The sequence below is a fragment of the Arthrobacter sorbitolis genome (assembly GCF_054510995.1).
On record NZ_JBTNDM010000018.1, the window covers coordinates 1 to 17,741 of the forward strand.

Sequence of the window (17,741 nt, forward strand, 5' to 3'; positions counted from 1 at the left end):
GTTCAAATCTCCCCGTCTCCGCCGATAGAGCCCCGCAAACGCGGGGCTCTTTTCGTTAACCTTCCCAAGCGCCGGCCGGACCTTCCCAAATGGTTGAAACTGGTGCACAAAACCCGTAGACAAGCTGCACTACCGGGGGTAGAGTGAGTGTATCGGAACAAGCCGATACCGAGCCGCCCAGGAGGCAGCCATGCAGGTTCTTTCCCTCTCCACCGAAGTTGAGAGCTTCGACATCCTCGACTCCTTCAACAAGGTGTTCTGGAAGGACATGGACCGCACGACGGCACTGGAGGCCATCGGCAAGCTTGGTCGCATGTACCGCGTGGTAGCGGCGACCGGCCTCAACTACGGCGCGAAGGCGTAGGGGTGGCTTCGCCACTCGCGAGGCAGGCCGCGGCGTGGGTCCTCAACCTCGAGGACCCCGCCGAGCGCAGCCGCCTCTACAACCACCACCGCATGCTGCGCCAGCCCAGCATGGAGCGCGGGTATCACACCACCGACCACAAGGAAGCCGACGCGTGGCTCATCCAGCAATGGCAAGAGGCGCTAGGGGAAATCTTGTGAGTCGGGGGGGGGGGGGGGGCCGGGCGGGTCGCCCCTAAAGGTTTCGCTAATGAAAGGTTTAGGAAATGAGCGCAACGGTGAGTCAGAGTGAGTCTGGTGAGTTCCACACCCCCTCGCTAGAAGCTTGGTACGCGAAACTACCGCAGCACTGTTGCGGGCTCGATCTCGGTGGGCCGGACGACGCAGCAGAACACCGCCTAGACGTTCACGAACAATCCGAGGCCCGATGCCACGGGTTCAGCTGGGAGGGTGGGCCAGCATGAACGAGGACGAGCTTGCGGCGGTGATCAAGGTGGCGATAGAAGATGGCTCCGACGTCAGCTGGGTCAACTCTGACCAGGCGTACTGGGATGAGGAGCGGGGTGGGCTGCACACGGGCGTCGAGGGCTTGATCAACTGCACGGAGATTGCCCGGAAAGTCCTGACTGCGATGAAAAGTGAGGGTGGTACGGCATGAATGTCCGTCAACTGCGCAAGTCTGTTCTGCGCACTGCTGCTATTGAATTGCTGAACGAGTTCCCAGAAGCAATCGCTGAAGCCGAATGGTTGCGCGCTCGGGCTGAGGAAAGGCCAGACTATGACGAGGCCGATTCCTGATGCCACGCATTGAAACCCGCGAAGGCAAGACGGGCACGTCGTACCGGGTCGTGTACTACGTGAATGGGGAGCGGAACACGTACTCCGACCGCGACAAGTCGAAGGTCGAAGCGTTCGCCGCCTTGTATGAGAAGTCGGGGCCCGATACTGCGCGACGGATCCTCAGGGAAGCCCAAGATGAGGGGCCCACGTTGGAGGAGTCGATGCGGACGCACATCAAACAGTTGGTCGGCGTCGGACCAGGAACCATCTCAAGGTATGAACGGTGCATCGGCTGGCACTTCACCGAGCTAGGGCAGATCCGCACACAGAAGCTGACTCAAGCCGATGTGAAGGAGTGGATCCAGGACATGCTCGTGAAGGGGTTGGCGCCAAAGACAATCAGCAACAACCACGGGTTCCTTGCCGCTGCGTTGAACACGGCTGTGAATCATCAGGTGATCCCGCACAACGTCACCCGCGGCATCCGTTTGCCCAAGGATCAGGGGACAGGGGAAAGGGCGCAGTTCATCACACAAGACGAATGGCAGAACATCAGCCAACACCTCACACCCCACTACCTGCCGTTCTTCACGTTCCTTATTGGCACGGGGCTCAGGTTTGGGGAGGCTACAGCGTTGACCCCGAAGGATATTGAGGTGGACGGCCCTGTGCCCCTCGTAAGGGTTACGAAGGCGTGGAAGGAAGACGGCACCGGAAGGTATGTTATCGGGCCTCCTAAGACGCGTAGGGGGCGGCGCACAGTATCCCTGGCACCATCAACCCTCGACATCATCCGGCCACTACTGGGCAACGAGAAGCTGCTGTTCACCAACACCAAAGGCGACGTCATCACCTCGTCACTCGCGCACAAAGTTTGGGGTCCCGCATGCCTCAAAGCCGGATACACGCTCAAGACAAAGCCCACAATTCACGCTTTGAGACACAGCCATTCCAGTGCCATGTTGTCCGCGGGCATGGACTTGTTCCAGTTGAGCCGTCGCCTAGGACACAACAGCATCTCAATCACGTCAGACATCTACTCCGACCTGCTGCCGGACGCCCACTTCCAAGGGGCAGAGGTAGCCGCCCGCGCCTTCAAGGCTCTCGAGGCTTGACTAGTTCGCGGCGCTTCACCACGGATGCGTCGACCCAAGCCTCCCGCGCCATGCTGTACTCAACCCACTGAGCCCGTACAAGAGTCTTCGTCCAGGCCATCGCGAACCCTTTGACTGTCTGCACCCTGCCGTCCGGGTAGGTCAGGTCAACCCAGATAGCCGGCGCGTTCGCGGTCGTCACGGTGACGCCCTCAGCGGGTGCTGGCAGGCTGGTTGGCGGCACGAACCTGTCCCTCGACGGCGGGATCCCATGCCAACCCGGACGCGGCTTACGTTCCATCCATCGAGCGTAACCACCAGATACGACAGAAAAGCGCCCCCATCCTCCGAAGAGGGTGGGGGCGCTAATATCAGTGCAGGTCTCAAACAGTGGGGGAAGTAGTGCCATCAACACGTCGCAGAAAACGCCGGCCATCAATCAGCCGGCGAGCGAAGATCATCGCGGCCTCCTGCTTCACCCTCGCCGCTATCCTCACGTTCGGCGGGCTCTACCTGCAACAGCAGGAACTCGTACAAAAGAACGCCGCACAAGCAGCCGAGTACACGCCGCCCACGGTAGAACCCGACCCAGTAGCAGTCGTGTTCGGCGATTCTTGGACGAACGGTTCAGCCCCCGTTGGGCCGCAAGGCACCTTCACTTCCCTTGCCGGTCAATTCCTCGGTTACGACGTCACAGTGAAGGGCCACGGCGGTACGGGATTCTTAGCGCAGCGCACCGTGGAGCCTGCAACGCCGAACTTTCAGGAACAAATCGAAGCGGGTGAACTCGAAATAGGGCGCGCTCCTGAACTCGTCATCGTCCAAGGCGGGCTACTTGATCAAAGGTACGAACCAGCAGAGGTCAGCGAGGCGGCGACCAGTGTCCTCACGAGCGTCCGGGACGCTTATCCCAACGCGGCCCTATTCTTGGTCGGCCCCGCGAACGTATCCCCAGAACCATCAGCCGGGGTTGGACGCGTCGAGACCGCACTATCTGACACCGCGCAAACCATGGAAATCCCGTTCATCCGAATGGACGACCTCATGGACAGGGACACGCTCGTCGGCATGCTCGGCGAAGACGGCGTCCACCCCACACAGGACGGTCACAAACTACTAGGCGAGAAGCTTGCAACCGTCCTGAGGGACGCAGGAGTCAAGGACTATAAGGCCGACCGGTAGGGCGCTTCTTACAGGCCGTAATGAGACGCCAGCGATGTCATGACGGTCTGCATATCAGCCATGGACAGGTCCGCATCGAACTCAAGGTGTTCCAGGATTCGCGCGTCCAACGCTGTAGTCTCGGTGGCGAACACGCGGTCAGTGCCCGACGCCGCGCCCAGCGTGAAAGTTCCCGATACGCCCGCGTCGTTCAGCATCGCGAGCTTTCCCGCCCCGGAAGTGGACATAGTTGCGCCCATGATTTCGATGCCGGCGCCGATCTCCCCATTGGGACGGGACACAATCCCAGTACCACCCGACCCGGCGATGGTGGCAAGGCCCGGCCCGTTCGTGGATCCAATGAACGTCCGCCACTGCCTGCCACTAAGGAAGAGGTTGCGGCTGGCAGTGTTGGTGCCCATGAGGAAGACCTGAATGACGGTTTGCACTGCGGAGTCGGCGGGGCGCGTCAGCGACTGCACCTGCCCTGTCGTAAGTGCCACGTTGGACTGCGCGACGGACTTGAACCCGCCAGCCTCCGACCTCACCTTCAGGGTCTGGGTGCTGCCCGCCGGGGTGACGTAGTTCGCGGTGCCGATCTCGTCTTTCCACAGGTTGACGACCGTCCCCACAGGGTCGCTGATGCGGCTTGCGACGTAGCGGTGTTTCGCGTCGGTCCGCCCGTAGCTGTGCAGGGGAAGTGGGATGCTAGGCCCGGTTCCGGGACCGGTGGCGGGAATAAGAATGCGTAGACCGGGCATGTTTAGAGTCCTCTCGATGCTGTTACCAGCGTGATGAAACGGTTGGCGGCCCTGTAGCCTGCCGCGTTGAGGTGCAGGAGGTCCGTGCGGAATGAGCGGGGCGTGTCCCCGTTGTTGATGTCCGTCGTGTCGTCCGCGGTCTTCGCGATTCCAGCCGCCGTGAATGCTGCGTCTGATTTGAGCCATGCCACCCAGTCGGCGAAGTCCTGTGGGGCGAGGTCGCGGAGTGCGTTGTTGAGGGTGACGAGGTTCGCTTTGCCCTCGGCTGTTGCGTCCGTTCGTGGGACCACGGGTAGCAGGATAAGCTTCCCGCCATCGAGTTTCGCCCGATCAATCATTGCCTTGTACCTGGCGACGATGTCGACGAGAGGTTCCCGCCACGCGTCCGAAACGTTCGGGCCCAGATCATTCCTTGGCCCGAGCAGGATTGTGATGGTACCCGCACCCTGGGCGAGGGGAACCGCAGGAGTGGACGGCGGGCAGGGCACAGCGTAAGTTCCGCCTACTTGCGCAAGAGTGTAGGTTGCCACTCCGGACGCCGTGGTCCCCGAGAGCGTGCACCGTGCCCCGTTCACTACTACGGTGCGCGTCCGGGTCCCGTTCGCCGTCAGTATGAGAGGGCTAAGGGTGGTGCCGTCCGGTTCCGTAATGGAAGTCACGGCCACTGACCCCGACACGGGGATGAGGTTGTTCGTTACGGTGACACGGGCTGGGACGCCGCCCTGCCTAGCCGAGATCGCGGGGGACTGCTGCCCCCCAATGCCCTCCACATTCACGACCCGCCCGGTCAGGGTGCTGAGGTCGGTGGTGTTGGCGGCCCACATCTCCGCAACTGAATCCCCTCCAATGAAGAACGGGGCTAGGACGGTTGGCGCGACCGTGGTCCCACCAAAGGGGGGGTAGAAAGTTCCATCTGACCGCTGTCCGAAGGCTACCTCTCGGTCCTGGTAGGCGAGTGCCCAGTTCCAGCCCGTTGAGGGATCCATCATTGCGAAGCTGAGGATTGGGTTCTCAGGGTCGTCTTCGGGCGCGAAGTCGACGGAGTCTTCCTCGATCCACTCTGACCGCACCACTCCAGCGGAGTCGAGGGCACCACCTACTGCGGTGGCCGCAGCTTGGATGACTACGGGCTCCCCGGCGATGACAGTCGAGATTCTTCCGGAGAGGTCAGCGCGGGCAATGCCCTCGTCTACGGCCTCATTGGTTGGGATCGTGTTTGGTCCAGCAGGCCCCATGGGCCCGGGCAGCGGTTCGGTAGTGACGAGTGGGAACACCCACGACCCGGATCGCCAATTCACCTTCGGGGACGTCGCGTAGAAGATCGGCAGGATACCGTCAGCGTTAGCGGTCAGCGTGACCGGGTTGCCGGACGGGTCAGTCGCGGTCAGCGGTGCTGTGAACGACGTATCAGTCGGCAGGTAAATCTGCCCCGTCGCACCAGACAGCTTCTGCATGGTCACGGGGTCGACCGCGAGGGAAAGAGTGTACGGATAAAGAGCCATCAGGGGCCTTTCTCGTTAAACAGAACAGGCCCCTGAGCGGGGCCGATGACAGGTCGTGCTAGTGCGGTCAGGCGCGGTGAGTGCCAGTGCCAGCCGGGATCGACAGAACCTCAGCGTTCACCACCGAAGGGCTGCCATTCGTCGACGCACCAGTAATCACGCACTTCAGGAGGGCGGCAAGAGCGGCAAGGCCAACGACCGACCAAGTCGCGCCAGCACCCAGTTCGAGGATGCCGAACCCATCAGCGGTCAGCAGCGCAAGCAGAGCCTCAGCAGCAGTCACAAGGACACGCTCGAGAGTGGCTTTCCAAAAGGTGAGAGTGAACATCTACTGCTCCTTCAGGGTTGCGGTGGTCGTAGCAACAATGGTCACGTACTCAGCAATGGCCTTAGCCGAAGCCTGACCAACCTTGTCGTAATCAATGACCGCGCCCTGCGAACCCGCGAGCTGCGCCACCAGCTCACGAAGGGCAGCAATGTCGCCCCGGATCGCAGAGTTATTCGACGCGATCCACGCCTGCTCAATACGCGGGGTGGTCACCTTGCCGTCAAGGTGACGCTTGATCGGGGTGTCGAGGTATTCCTTCGCGACCTTCTCGGCCAGCAGGTTCATCCATGTGATCTGCTGATCCCCACTGATATGAGAATGAATCTGATCAAATTTGGTCTGGTTACTCATGGTGGCTCCTAAACGTAAAGCCCGGACACGCCGGGGATGAGTTCAACGGCAACAGGAGCCCCAAGGGAACTGTCGCCCTTGCCGCCAGTCCCAATCGGAACAACGGTGGCTGTAGTGAAGTAGTCGAGCGGATCGACCCGCCCATAGAACGTGCCAGCAGGGTAGATTCCCTCGGCGTAGTCGATGAACAGTTCCCAATGGACGTGAGGGCCCGAACTGTTGCCGGTGCTGCCCATCGTCCCGAGATAGGTCCCCTCGGTTACCCACTGGCCCACGCTTACCGCGATGGATTCCATGTGACTGAAGGAGGTTTGCGCCGCGGTATGCGGCGCGGGTGGCTGACCGATAATGCAGTTGCCCGACGCGGGTGACCCAGGAATCATTTCCCAGGTATTGCCGTAGCCAAACGGCTGCCCGCCCGCCCACACAATGAACATGTCGCACGGGGCGAACATCGGAGTTCCCATTGGCCCGGCGATGTCAATGCCCGCGTGCGGCTGAGCTTCCCAGGTGTTGACGTTGCCGAAGTCCTGGCTGATGTAGGGCCCGTTGGACATATCCACGGGGTATCGCCCAAAGAGTGTCATCTGATTACGTCCTCTTCTTGTTGCCTGCGATGCTCGCGGATAAGCGCCGGGTCAAGGAATTCCTTCAACTCAGCCGGGATGTTCGGGCGAGGAGGACGAGACCCATCCCGCTCCCACAAAAGGAACTGCTCAATGAAGTTCATGGCGATCTGAAAAACACGGTTGACCTTGTCAACACTCGTGCGCAGGGAAGCGATCTCTTTGCCCTGCTCTTTATGGCTGGCTTTCACCGCGTCAATTTCGCCTTGCATACGGGCAAAAGCGGCCACGTTGATAGCTTCCAACCTGGATGCAGCAGTCGCCGCGACATCAATTTCTTTCACCTTCACCGACGACCGGGACGCAAACAGGGCGGCACCAACAACGCCGCCCGCAGTCACCACACCGCCGAGGAACATGAACACGATTTGTAGGGTCGTCACGGGCGCACCACCCGCGTCTCCCGTTCGTCCCTATCGTTATCGCCCGTCATACCCGACACGACCATGACAGCGCCTGCGATACACCAGTACAGGACCGTCGTAACCCAACCCTGAACGTTCGTACCGAACACGACAGCCCCCAAGTACAGGAACCCCCACACAGTCGGCGCCAACGTCAACGCAATAAACGACCACTCATCCGCCGGCCTAGGACGACGAGCACCCCACACCCCAAACAACCCAGCAGCCAACCAAATAAACCCCAACAGGTTCAGCGACAACACATCAGGCAGCCACGACAACGCCTGAGACCTACCCGGCGACGAAGGCAACAGCACGTAGCTGAGACCCAAAGCCAAATACGAGACCGCGAACAACGCCTGAAACGCGCCACGCCTACCATTCACAGCCCTACGAGCAAGCGGCTTCACCCTGCGCACAACCGCCCCCACCCCATATACAATCTTTGCAACCCTGTCGGGCATGATGTTTCCCCAAACTCGTCTTGTCCGACCGGGCCAGTGACCCCAGACTGTTAGCGCAGCCTGGGGTCACGTATCAGCTAGTAACCCAGAACAGTGATGTCAACCGTGAACCCAGCATTAGTGTCACGGGCCCCCGTATCGCCCCGATACAGACGCCACCTCACCCGCCCGTTCACCAGCTCAACCTTGCGATAATCCTTCGAAGCGCCCCCACCGAACGTCTGATCCGTGAACAGCACAGACAGGACAGCGTTGGGGAAGGCGGGGAAGAACGTGTCGACCTCGGCGTTGCCGTTCGATGTCCCGTTCACGGGTACGACCTTCGCGAGGAGCGGCTGTGCTTGCAGCGAGTATTCCTGCCAACCCCAGACCCCGTTGCCTTGCAACTCGTAACGGTGCAGGCCCCAACCGATCTTCACCGCAGCGCCAGGCTGGGCAAGATACGTGAGAGCGAGTTTGTCGGCTGCCTCAGCCCCACCCGAACCGACCCACACGCGCAGGTCAATGCGCTGCCCGAGTGACGTCGAGCCCGCGTTCACCTGCTGAAGGTAGAGCGGCTGATCGTCCAGCACCCCCGGGTTCGTATTACGTGTAGGAAGAACGGCAGTCGCCCCACCCTTGATAATCTCCAGGGTCGTCGTGCCACTCGCGGGCTGCCAATTACGGCGCAACACCACAAGATCCCACCGCGACGTACCCGACGCCACCGCATCAAACTGAATCGGCGCAAACGCAGACCCAACATTCAGCGACCCCGGGCCCAACGCCGTACCATTCGCAATCGACAGGGTCCGGTCAGCACCAGCAACAGCCGACGCCTTGAAATCATCAGGCCCAACAACCGCGTAACGGTTCAGCAGTTTCGCGAACTGAACTTCATCGACGGTTCCGTCATAACCAGCGTCAATAAAAGCCATAGGGGCTACCTCGTTTTCTGAATTGTGAGGCCCTTCCAGAGGGCTTTAATTGCTTTAGCGATTTTCGCGTCAGACGAGTTCTCGACCTTGCCGATAGACGGCTGAATAGACAGACCCTCAGCACGGTTCCAACTGATCGTCACCGAACGCAGAACATCCGTGATCGTTGTCCCGCCCGCCTGGATCGTCACCCGGTCACCAACCGCAACCGCGACCCCGTACCTGAAGTGCGGGGTCTCAGACAGTTCAACCGACAGGCCGCTCGTGGGTTGGGAGTCGAACAACACTTCCGAGTTCGACTGATTCAGTTCATCCACCGTGTCCCCATTGCGGGCATCAGCGAACACCTCAACCACATCCCCATACAAGGCCTCGAGCGATGGGTTGGCGGCAGACCGGAACGTCCGCGCAGTAGCCTCACCCGAACCGCCACCCACAACACGGGTAGCAGTAGGGGCAGCAGACGAGAACTCCCACGAACGGAGCGTCCCGGCCTGCTCGCTGATCTTCCGCGGGTACGTCGCCGGCTCATACACATCCAGCACCAAACCGGCACCGGACTGGTAACAGCGCACCCCAAGCCCAGCCTGCTCCACCGCAGGAAACAGCCGGTCCGCCAACGGGTGCATGCGGATCTTCACGCCACCCGGGATCACAGCCCCACGATTCAGGTTCGGCGCAACAGTCACAGGCAGACCAAGACGTGTCTTAGCCTGCTCCGTCACCATGTCCTTCACGATTGACTCAGCGTTACCCGTATACGTGCGGTACTCAGCGGTGTTCTGGGCGCCTATCGCAGCAGTAGGGACCTGCCAGCCAAGGACACGCCACAACAGCCGCAGATCGTCCTCCACGGTCACTGTGAGCATCGACTGGGCGTTAGGACCAGAACCTGTCACCGAACGAACGGGCCCACTGATCAACGGGTAAGACAGGCCCTCGAGGTCGATGACCAGGCGGGCACCCTCAGCAAGAATGTCCGCAGCGCGAGGGTGGTCGGCAGCGAAAGTAACCTCCGCGCTGCCGACCACGTTGAAGCCGGTCGTCACCGTGACTGACTCGGGGTTACCGAGCCAGCCACGACGACCAAACGACTTGTCAAAAACGGTGATCCGTAGACGCTCGCTCATCCAAAGGCCCTGTAGAACCTAGGCGTGATCGCAGCCTCAACCGAACCAGTACCAGCCATCGTCAAAGACAACTGCCGGTCCTCGCCGGCAGGAATCGGCGCGAAATCAGCAGACCCCAACTGGGCCGTCACATCCACACCATTCCGCCAAGCAGACTGCACCGTCGGATCCGTATCAATCACCAACACGTCATCAACAGACAAGGCAACATTCCACTGCACCGTCCGCCCATCAACACCCACCGTCACCGACGTACACGGACCCTTCACCGTCCACACAGGCCACGCCTCAAGGTCGCCCTCATTCGTGATCCGAGCCGTACTCAACTGCGACCCAGACGCGATATTGAACGAAGGAGCAGTCCCACTCCCAAAAAAATCCAACGCCGCAGACTGGGCCCACACTCGTCGAACCGGCGCACCCACCCAGAAAGGAACGTCGGCAATCAAACTCACGCCATACGAAGCCCAACCCCTCTGAACCGAATCATGCTTAAACGAATGCTGACCATCGTCAACGAAACGGCAAGACAGAGACCTAGTCCCACCGCCAGGAGTCGTAACCGACCACGTACCATGCTTCCCCGGCTGCAACGAACGCCACAGCCTCCGATCAACCTCAATGAAATCAAGCGACGAAGAATCCGAATACACATACAAGGGCCAGAACACCGGGCGCGGCTCAACCACATGCCCCCGGTAATACTGCCCATGCACAGCAGGGCTCGAGCCCGTCCACGACTGGTGCGGAGGCATGTTCAAACCCTCCACACCACCCTGCGTCAAAAACACGGGGGAACGCCGGTTGGACAGGTCAAACGACGACCCATCCCAACCGACCCACCTGTGATTCACCTTGTTCCACATCGACGCCGCAACAGGGGCCGGAGTGGGTGGTGTCGCATAAACAAGACTCATACGAACACCACCCCATCCATGCCTGACATAGTCTGATTCCGTCGCCGAACAACTTCGATCTCCCGTGCAACCTGGTCAGGCATCCAACCCACATTCCCGTAGATTTTGACGTCGCCAGCGGACGAAGAACCTCGAGCAGCAAGGACGCTAATGTCGCGCCACTGCTGCGGGTTGAGAATCGCCTCGGGCTGACCCGTCTGGTTCAACACCTGAGACATGCCCATAGGCAGGACACCGCCCTGGTCGTACAGGTTTGGCGTGACCGTCGCAGCGCCGCCTCCGAAGAAGCCCTTGATGCTGTCCACGACGTTGCCCGCAATGTTCTTGATGCCGTTCTTGATGTCGTCGATCCACTTGACGACCTGCCCGATACCGGACTTCGCAAGCCCGCCCGCGGCGTCAACGAACATGCCGCCGCCGGGGAACTTCGCTTTGAACGCGCCCATTAGTTTGTCGACCAGACCGTTGAACGGGTTCTCGACCGAGCCCTCGCCCGCCTTCCCGCTACCGCCTGGGTAGAGGCGTTGCAGGTTCCGGACATCCACCGCAGTGGGCGTCGCGGCCATGTTGCCGAGGTTCGGTTGCATGATCGACCGCAGACTGTTGTGAGGAAGCCCCAACGCGTGCCCAACCTCGTGAGCCGCGACCGTAAGCCTCTGCTTCGGGCCGAGCTGACCCATCCACGAAGGCGACATATCAATGTCAGTGCCCGTCGTGTAACCGAGGATCCCGCCCCCACGCTCACGCGGGAACACATGGCCCTGCTTCTTGCCCATGCCGGTCTTCACCTTCACGCCAGCGGCGCCATCCCAAAGACGGGCAGCACCACCAAAGTTCCAGCCATCCATGCCCGACGCGACGCTCATGTAATAGGCGCCATGCTCGCGAATAGAAGCGGCGTTACCTTCGAAGAAGCCGCCCATGTTGCCTTCACCGACGCTGGCAGCAGCCCCAGCCTTACCGCGAACGGCAGAGTGGGCCATGCTGGCAAGGTTTTCCTTGCCGATCGCAGCAGTCTGCGCGGCAGTGAACACGAACTCCTTGCCGTGAACAATGCCAGCAGCACGGTGCGGATCAATGTCACCCGTATACCCACCGTTATAGAAGCCCTTAGGGAGCTTCGGTTTGGTGATATTCACGCCCGGGATGCCGTTGAACGTGTCGACCATGCCGCCGATGACCGTGTCCACAACGAAGCGGATGGGCTTCTTCGCGGATTCCTTCAGTTTGTCGAACTCGTCGAGGGCGCCGTCAACCATGCTCTTGAACGCCCCAGGAACCTTACCCAGAGCGTCGCCAAGGCTCGTGAAGAAGCCCTTGACCGCGTTGACCTTCGAGCTGATACCCGACCGAATCTCTTCCATCCGTGCGACCACGAATTCCTTCGATGACCGGAAGCCCTCCCTGAAACGAGTGAGCACCCCGAGGACGCCAGGCAGGAAGATATCCGAGAACCAGAACTTCACGCCAGCGAAAACCTGCAACAGGACATCACCGAAGCTCCGGATGAACCTCTTGCCGGCCTCCGTCTCCGTGAAGAACTTGTAAGACAAAGTCCCCACAATCGCCATCAGTGCGGCAACAGCAGCAATTGCCAACCCAATCGGGTTGAACAGGAGCGGGATAGCACGGCTAAGCAGCTTGAACCCACCGGAAATTTTGCCCAGATTTACGGCAAACATCGCTAGTGCGCTGATTACAGCGGAAGCAGACACAGCCGCGATAAACAGGCCGACGATCAGGGGGCTATCAGCCATCGCCACCAGCAGGGGCGACAGGACTTCGATGACCGACGCAAGAGCCCCAGCAAATATCGTGATGACCTCAACAATGGTGGGGCCGAGAGCTTCCACGATCGGAGCAATCGCGACCAGCACTTCGCCAAGCGCCGACATCAGACCAGGCAGCAGAGGAGCAATCTCCCCCACCCCACGCTTCAACGCCTCCATGAACGTCGTCAGCCCGGCCCCGAACGTCGGATCCGAGAACGCGGAGAAGATCCCGCCGATGAACATCCCGGCGATTTCCCCACCCAAGCGGAGGAACTCGGCTAGGGCTGGAGCACCAGTGCGGAACGCCTCACCAATCGGCCCAAGTGCTGCGCGCAAACCCTCAGCACCAGCAGCAGCACCCGCGAAAATCGTGGACATCGTCTGCTGAAATACGGGGCCCTCCATGACCGACTGGATGCGGTCTAGCGCGTCCGCGACACTCCCAAGCGTTGTATTGATCCCGCCCGTAACAGCAGCAGCCGAGAGCGCCCCAAAAATGTCTATCGTCGAGCCGAGAATGGAACCGAGATCCTGAAACCCCTGGATGCCGGCATCGATCCAGCCACGCAGCGAACCATCAGCAGCGGCGCCCTGAATGAACGTGTTGAACTCGAGAGCAGCATCACGGATCGCCCCGGCGAACACCGGCATGTAATCCATACCCACCACACCAAGCGTGATGAACGACTGAATAAGCGGGTCAAGAGCCCCATTGAGGATCGTGATCGACGCAGCGACACCATTCAGCAAGCCCTCGAGAACGCCCCCACCCAGCCCGCTAGAGAGGGAACCCATGGCCTGCTGCGCACCGGCCCCGAACGCCGAAGCGATCGCCCCAACACCCGTAGCAAGCTGAGGCAGCACCGTCCCAGCCAAAGCCAACAGTGGGCCCGTGAACCCCGTAAAGAAGTTCTCCTGCGCGATACGCCGGATGTTCCCCAACTGCTCATACACACCCAACAGGGCAGTAACAGCAGCCTGAGCCGCAGGAGTAAGCTTCCCCATCGCCGTAACAGACTTCTCAGAAGCCTCAGCCGCCGCATCCGCCTGCTGCAACTGCACCCGCTCCAACGAACGGTGAGCATCAGCAACCGACTCAGCCGAATCAGCCTGAACCCGGGCAGCATCAGCAACAGCATCCGACACCGCAAGAGCAGCCTCAGCCTGAGCCTCCGCAGCATCAGCAGACGCCTCAGCAATACTGGCCTGCGCCTCAACGATCTGCGCGGCACCCTGACGCTCAACCTTCACAGCATCCTGGACAGCTTCCTCACGGGAGCGAACAGCATCCGTAGCAGCCTCACGGGCATCAGAAAGATCCTGCTCAGCAGACAGAACCTGCTTATTGCCCTTGACGCCATCCTTCGCAGCCTGAGCCTGCTCCTTCTTCAGCTCAGCCGTTTCCTCCTGCGCATTACGCAACGAGAAAGACGCCTGATCAAGGTCAAGCCGAAGACGTTCCATGTCTTCCGCGGTCGAATCCTCATCCGCGAAACCAGCCTTGAACGCGGCAATAGCTTCCCTGTAACGGATCGTCGCTTCACGCTCATTGAGCCCGGCACCCTCAAGCGACCGAGACAGATCACGGACCCGCTCAACAGCCTCAGCGCGAGCATCATTAAGTGCGACCTGAGACTCAGTAACACGCCGGTTCGTTCGCTCAACATCACGCTCAGCATCCGCGACCCGACGAGCAGCATCGGCCTGCTGCTCAGCAACACGCTCAACAACCTGCCCCAGCTCACGCCTAGCATCCTGGACACGGCGGGCAGAATCGGCCTGCACCTCGCCAGCACGCTTCTCAGCATCAGCCACACCACGCGCAGCCTCAACCCGCTGCTCAGACGCATCCTGCTCAGCCCGGGCAACACCACGCGCAGCATCAGCCAAAGCCATAGCATCAAGAGCCGCATTGCCCGCAGCCTTACCGGACTCCTCCGTGGCCGTCTTCAACGCATCGCCGACACCATCAAACGCCGTCCGCAACACGCCCGCACCAGCAGCAATAGCAATCAGGCCAGCAGGGGCAAGAGCCGCCACACCACCCAACTGCTTCAGCGAAGACCCCAACGTCAGGACACTGCCCGACGCCGCAAGAAGTGCAGCACCAGCAGCGCCGGCAGCAGGCGTAATCGTCGTCAGGCCAGCAGACACCAGCAGGAAACCCCTGGTAACGGCCCGCCCCATACGGTTGCCCTGCTGCGAAGAGTTCTGCGCCATCTTCGACAGATCGCCACTAATACGCTGCGTATCATCCCGGATAGAAGCCGCAACCTCAGCCAGAGGGCGACCCCGAAACGAACGATTCAACAGGTTAGACAGGCGCCCAACACTGCGCTCACTATTCACGGCCTCCGCGGAAACCCTGCGCATGTTCGATTCAAGATCAGCCGACGCACGCGAGGAGTCCTCCTGCGCCCGCGTATGGTCGCGGGTCGCCCGGGAAAGGTTCCGCTCAGCAGTCTCACGGGCAGTAGCCGTAGTAGCAGCACGAGACCGCGCAGCACTCACTCGCTCCTCAGCCGCCGCGACCTGCGACGCCTTAGCCCGAGAGTTCTCCCGTACCTCCGACAGCTTCAACTCCGCAATCCGCAGCGAGGCAAGTGCCTTATTCTCAGCTTCAGACGCCGCGCTCATCCGCGTCTTTGACGCCGTAACCTGATCCGAAGCCTTCGAAACGGCCTTGCCTAGCCGCAGAACCTCAGCCTCAAGCCCATCCGTCTCCGAGGCGACACCCTCATTGATGCCCTTACCGAGGCTCTTGCCGGCGTCACGCCCCGCCTTCTGAGCCGCTGGCCCGAACTCCTTCGCAATCGTTCGCTGGGAGTTGCTGAAAATAGGGCTCACTAAAACCTCTGCGAGACCGACTACAGGCATGGGGCCTCCTCAAGGCAAAAAGAAAGACCCCACCCGATTAGGTGCGGCCTTCCTGGGGTATCTGATAATCAGAGGTCATCGGCATCAAAACCGAACCTCGACGCCAACTCCACGGCTTCCTGCCGCTCAATGAACTTCGTGGCCTGCTCAACCGCAGTCCTAGGGACCGGGATCGGCTTCGGCGCCGTGGGCTTCCCACCATTCGATTTCACAAGCTGCTGACTAATAACAGCCAACGTGTCCGCCATCCGGGCCATAAGCTTCACGCTCACGTCGTACTCCGACACAAGCGGCGCCCACTGCTCAACCGACCTCGGCATCTGCGCAATCCGCAAAGCCTCGACCGGGTCATTCAAACGCGCCTCGTTGAGCCGGCAAGCCGTGGGCAGGCAGTCGATCAACTCGAGCAACCCAACCCACCGGCCCGCCACATACCACTCCGCCAAATCCACGCCATACTCATGGTGCAAGTCGGCGCGAATCTGCGGGCGATACCGAGAGATCAGCTCTACGAGGCGGCGCCTTCCCCCGGCTTACCGTAAATGCCCTCGTAGTAACCGACAGCAGCCTTCACCACATGAACGAGCTGCGCGAGGGAAAGCTTCTCCGCCTTCAACGCCGCAACATCATCAGCAGCAAGCCACTGGGCAAGGACAGCCCAGTTCGTCGCATTACTATTCAGGTTCTCAAAAATTGTTTCCGCTTCCGTGGACTCCATCGCATACAGGTCCGGGAAAGTAATCGTCTTCGAATTCGAAAGGGCAATACGGAAAGCATCCGGCGCCACAACTTCCTTACGAAGCTGGACGAGGGACAGGTGAACGGTCGGCTTATCAACGGCCATGGGTGTTGCCTCCGGGTGTGAGGTGGTTAGGTGGTGCTAGGACTTGGGGGCTTCGACGGTCTTAGCCGCGTCGGCCTGCTTTACTTCTTTCGTGCGGGCACGCTGCTCAGCGAAACCGCGGGCGCGAAGCTCAGCAGCCTCACGAGGGACAGACGTTTCAACGACAAGGCCGTCTTTCACAAACCTGGGCATAAGCGCTCCTCAAAAATTCCGGGCATGACTTGGAACGGTGCGCCCCACCACACCCGGAGAGTGGAGCGCACCGTGATCAAAGGGCTACGGCGTGACAGGCGCCGTGAAGCCGAGGACGTCCTTGTGCTTCACAGCACCAGTGCCGCCCATGTAGTGACGGACCGGGGTGCCGATCTCGTCATCCGTGAACACATCCAGGGTGATCTCCGTCGACGCGGCGCCTTCCTGGCCCCACGACTCAGCACCACCAGCGGACAGCTTCACCGCGCCATAACCCTTACCGAGGATCCACTGCTCATCCGCAGGGCCATCGGCGCCGATGATGAGGAGCCGGTACTCGGCGTCGACGGGCAGGTCGGGCTCGTCGAACACGATCTCGCCAGTGATGGCGTCCTGCGTGGTCGCCGACAGGTCGGTGCCGTAGATCAGTTCCGTCATGTGCTTACGGCCCTTCTCCAGGGCAGTGAACGTCACCTGACGGGGCACGCGGGTCGTGTCCGAACGGACCGGCGACGCGTAACCCAGAGCATCAACCTGCTCCGACTCGATGTCGCGGGCGAAGTTATACCCATCCGGGGACACCAGGCCCACCGGAAGGAAGCCAAGAGCCTTCAGGTCGATCAGGGTTCCGCCAACCCCATACAGGGAATCGGGGAGCTCAACAGACTTCGGCGCGATGACCGCAACCGCCTTCTGAATTTTGCGTACAAGCTGCCGGGAATCCGATTCCTGGCGAAGAGTGTCAAACGTGGGTGCCATAGCGAAGGCAACCTTTCTTTATGGTTTGTTCCCCAGGAACGGGGCTAAAAAATTGGCCTAGAAGTCACATCGAAAATAGCGACGGCCTTATTCAGGGTGTCCGACTGATACGGGACATCCACAGGAGTAGAGACAACGAAAATGGAATCCAAGTAGCCATGCGGGGTGTCGATGCCATCCCCGCAGATGGACGCCTTCACAGACTCGAGGACGTTCACCGCATCAGTGCCCGGCGCATAACACTCGAGCGTGACCCGGTCGACCCGATCGACGTAGCCTTCCGTGCCGGCGCCCTGAACGACCTGGACGATAGGGAACGGGCCCTGAATGGAGCCATAACTGTCCGCAGGTAGATACCAGACGAACCGCACAGACTCCCCAAGATGCTCGGCCCCATCAATCAGATCGCTCAAGCACTCGCGCACATCCGGGAAAACGAGGGCATCAATCATTTGCGCACCCTCATCTTCATCGCGTCAGCAACACGAACCAGGACCGC

The 17,741-nt window shown here is 60.6% G+C and carries 20 protein-coding genes; 6 read left to right on the top strand and 14 right to left on the bottom strand.

What is annotated here, in order from left to right; genetic code table 11:
• The first annotated feature begins 190 nt into the window (after positions 1–190).
• The 6 genes from ACX80K_RS17010 to ACX80K_RS17035 all read left to right on the top strand — a co-directional run bounded on the left by ACX80K_RS17010 (position 191) and on the right by ACX80K_RS17035 (position 3,419).
• Positions 191–364 (top strand): hypothetical protein, encoded by a 174-nt coding sequence (locus ACX80K_RS17010; RefSeq protein ID WP_459273087.1) that lies wholly within the window; start codon positions 191–193, stop codon positions 362–364.
• Between the two features lie 2 nt (positions 365–366).
• On the top strand, positions 367–564 hold the full coding sequence (locus tag ACX80K_RS17015; RefSeq protein WP_459273088.1) for a hypothetical protein: 198 nt from the start codon (positions 367–369) through the stop codon (positions 562–564).
• A gap of 259 nt (positions 565–823) precedes the next feature.
• Positions 824–1,021 carry a hypothetical protein gene (locus ACX80K_RS17020; RefSeq protein WP_459273089.1) on the top strand — a complete coding sequence of 66 codons (198 nt, stop codon included), beginning with the start codon at positions 824–826 and terminating at the stop codon, positions 1,019–1,021.
• The gene (locus ACX80K_RS17025; protein ID WP_459273090.1) at positions 1,018–1,161 is read left to right on the top strand and encodes a hypothetical protein; all 144 of its coding nucleotides are present in this window, start codon (positions 1,018–1,020) and stop codon (positions 1,159–1,161) included. The genes ACX80K_RS17020 and ACX80K_RS17025 overlap by 4 nt, the downstream gene beginning before the upstream one ends.
• Positions 1,161–2,258: a tyrosine-type recombinase/integrase gene (locus ACX80K_RS17030; RefSeq protein WP_459273091.1), complete on the top strand. Its 1,098-nt coding sequence runs from the start codon at positions 1,161–1,163 to the stop codon at positions 2,256–2,258. Before ACX80K_RS17025 ends, ACX80K_RS17030 begins: the two co-directional genes overlap by 1 nt.
• 381 nt (positions 2,259–2,639) lie before the next feature.
• Complete coding sequence (locus ACX80K_RS17035) at positions 2,640–3,419, top strand: SGNH/GDSL hydrolase family protein (protein WP_459273092.1); 780 nt, start codon at positions 2,640–2,642, stop codon at positions 3,417–3,419.
• A gap of 8 nt (positions 3,420–3,427) precedes the next feature.
• Here ACX80K_RS17035 and ACX80K_RS17040 read toward each other — a convergent pair whose 3' ends face one another.
• The 14 genes from ACX80K_RS17040 to ACX80K_RS17105 all read right to left on the bottom strand — a co-directional run bounded on the left by ACX80K_RS17040 (position 3,428) and on the right by ACX80K_RS17105 (position 17,694).
• On the bottom strand, positions 3,428–4,159 hold the full coding sequence (locus ACX80K_RS17040; RefSeq protein WP_459273093.1) for a hypothetical protein: 732 nt from the start codon (positions 4,157–4,159) through the stop codon (positions 3,428–3,430).
• Between the two features lie 2 nt (positions 4,160–4,161).
• Positions 4,162–5,661 (bottom strand): hypothetical protein, encoded by a 1,500-nt coding sequence (locus ACX80K_RS17045; RefSeq protein ID WP_459273094.1) that lies wholly within the window; start codon positions 5,659–5,661, stop codon positions 4,162–4,164.
• 67 nt (positions 5,662–5,728) lie between these two features.
• The gene (locus ACX80K_RS17050; RefSeq protein WP_459273095.1) at positions 5,729–5,989 is read right to left on the bottom strand and encodes a holin; all 261 of its coding nucleotides are present in this window, start codon (positions 5,987–5,989) and stop codon (positions 5,729–5,731) included.
• Positions 5,990–6,340, bottom strand: a complete 351-nt coding sequence (locus ACX80K_RS17055; protein WP_459273096.1) for a hypothetical protein — start codon at positions 6,338–6,340, stop codon at positions 5,990–5,992.
• 8 nt (positions 6,341–6,348) lie between these two features.
• On the bottom strand, positions 6,349–6,897 hold the full coding sequence (locus ACX80K_RS17060; RefSeq protein ID WP_459273097.1) for a M23 family metallopeptidase: 549 nt from the start codon (positions 6,895–6,897) through the stop codon (positions 6,349–6,351).
• Between the two features lie 26 nt (positions 6,898–6,923).
• A complete protein-coding gene (locus ACX80K_RS17065; protein ID WP_459273098.1) occupies positions 6,924–7,331 on the bottom strand; it encodes a hypothetical protein in 408 nt (135 codons plus the stop codon).
• Positions 7,332–7,911: 580 nt separating this feature from the next.
• The gene (locus ACX80K_RS17070; protein ID WP_459273099.1) at positions 7,912–8,751 is read right to left on the bottom strand and encodes a hypothetical protein; all 840 of its coding nucleotides are present in this window, start codon (positions 8,749–8,751) and stop codon (positions 7,912–7,914) included.
• A 5-nt stretch (positions 8,752–8,756) separates the two neighbouring features.
• A complete protein-coding gene (locus tag ACX80K_RS17075; RefSeq protein ID WP_459273100.1) occupies positions 8,757–9,881 on the bottom strand; it encodes a Gp37-like protein in 1,125 nt (374 codons plus the stop codon).
• On the bottom strand, positions 9,878–10,084 hold the full coding sequence (locus tag ACX80K_RS17080) for a hypothetical protein (protein WP_459273101.1): 207 nt from the start codon (positions 10,082–10,084) through the stop codon (positions 9,878–9,880). Before ACX80K_RS17080 ends, ACX80K_RS17075 begins: the two co-directional genes overlap by 4 nt.
• Positions 10,085–10,794: 710 nt before the next feature.
• Positions 10,795–15,447 (bottom strand): matrixin family metalloprotease, encoded by a 4,653-nt coding sequence (locus ACX80K_RS17085; RefSeq protein ID WP_459273102.1) that lies wholly within the window; start codon positions 15,445–15,447, stop codon positions 10,795–10,797.
• A 68-nt stretch (positions 15,448–15,515) separates the two neighbouring features.
• Positions 15,516–15,899, bottom strand: coding sequence for a hypothetical protein (locus ACX80K_RS17090; RefSeq protein WP_459273103.1), 384 nt, complete (start codon positions 15,897–15,899; stop codon positions 15,516–15,518).
• A 56-nt stretch (positions 15,900–15,955) separates the two neighbouring features.
• Complete coding sequence (locus ACX80K_RS17095) at positions 15,956–16,291, bottom strand: hypothetical protein (RefSeq protein WP_459273104.1); 336 nt, start codon at positions 16,289–16,291, stop codon at positions 15,956–15,958.
• A 276-nt stretch (positions 16,292–16,567) separates the two neighbouring features.
• On the bottom strand, positions 16,568–17,242 hold the full coding sequence (locus ACX80K_RS17100; RefSeq protein WP_459273105.1) for a hypothetical protein: 675 nt from the start codon (positions 17,240–17,242) through the stop codon (positions 16,568–16,570).
• A 44-nt stretch (positions 17,243–17,286) separates the two neighbouring features.
• The gene (locus tag ACX80K_RS17105) at positions 17,287–17,694 is read right to left on the bottom strand and encodes a hypothetical protein (RefSeq protein ID WP_459273106.1); all 408 of its coding nucleotides are present in this window, start codon (positions 17,692–17,694) and stop codon (positions 17,287–17,289) included.
• Positions 17,695–17,741 lie beyond the last annotated feature (47 nt).

Coding starts and splice junctions, on each gene's coding strand:
- ACX80K_RS17010 (WP_459273087.1), top strand. CDS start 191: ATGCAGGTTCTTTCCCTCTCCACCGAAGTTGAGAGCTTCGACATCCTC.
- ACX80K_RS17020 (WP_459273089.1), top strand. CDS start 824: ATGAACGAGGACGAGCTTGCGGCGGTGATCAAGGTGGCGATAGAAGAT.
- ACX80K_RS17025 (WP_459273090.1), top strand. CDS start 1,018: ATGAATGTCCGTCAACTGCGCAAGTCTGTTCTGCGCACTGCTGCTATT.
- ACX80K_RS17030 (WP_459273091.1), top strand. CDS start 1,161: ATGCCACGCATTGAAACCCGCGAAGGCAAGACGGGCACGTCGTACCGG.
- ACX80K_RS17040 (WP_459273093.1), bottom strand. CDS start 4,159: ATGCCCGGTCTACGCATTCTTATTCCCGCCACCGGTCCCGGAACCGGG.
- ACX80K_RS17045 (WP_459273094.1), bottom strand. CDS start 5,661: ATGGCTCTTTATCCGTACACTCTTTCCCTCGCGGTCGACCCCGTGACC.
- ACX80K_RS17050 (WP_459273095.1), bottom strand. CDS start 5,989: ATGTTCACTCTCACCTTTTGGAAAGCCACTCTCGAGCGTGTCCTTGTG.
- ACX80K_RS17055 (WP_459273096.1), bottom strand. CDS start 6,340: ATGAGTAACCAGACCAAATTTGATCAGATTCATTCTCATATCAGTGGG.
- ACX80K_RS17060 (WP_459273097.1), bottom strand. CDS start 6,897: ATGTCCAACGGGCCCTACATCAGCCAGGACTTCGGCAACGTCAACACC.
- ACX80K_RS17070 (WP_459273099.1), bottom strand. CDS start 8,751: ATGGCTTTTATTGACGCTGGTTATGACGGAACCGTCGATGAAGTTCAG.
- ACX80K_RS17075 (WP_459273100.1), bottom strand. CDS start 9,881: ATGAGCGAGCGTCTACGGATCACCGTTTTTGACAAGTCGTTTGGTCGT.
- ACX80K_RS17085 (WP_459273102.1), bottom strand. CDS start 15,447: ATGCCTGTAGTCGGTCTCGCAGAGGTTTTAGTGAGCCCTATTTTCAGC.
- ACX80K_RS17095 (WP_459273104.1), bottom strand. CDS start 16,291: ATGGCCGTTGATAAGCCGACCGTTCACCTGTCCCTCGTCCAGCTTCGT.
- ACX80K_RS17100 (WP_459273105.1), bottom strand. CDS start 17,242: ATGGCACCCACGTTTGACACTCTTCGCCAGGAATCGGATTCCCGGCAG.
- ACX80K_RS17105 (WP_459273106.1), bottom strand. CDS start 17,694: ATGATTGATGCCCTCGTTTTCCCGGATGTGCGCGAGTGCTTGAGCGAT.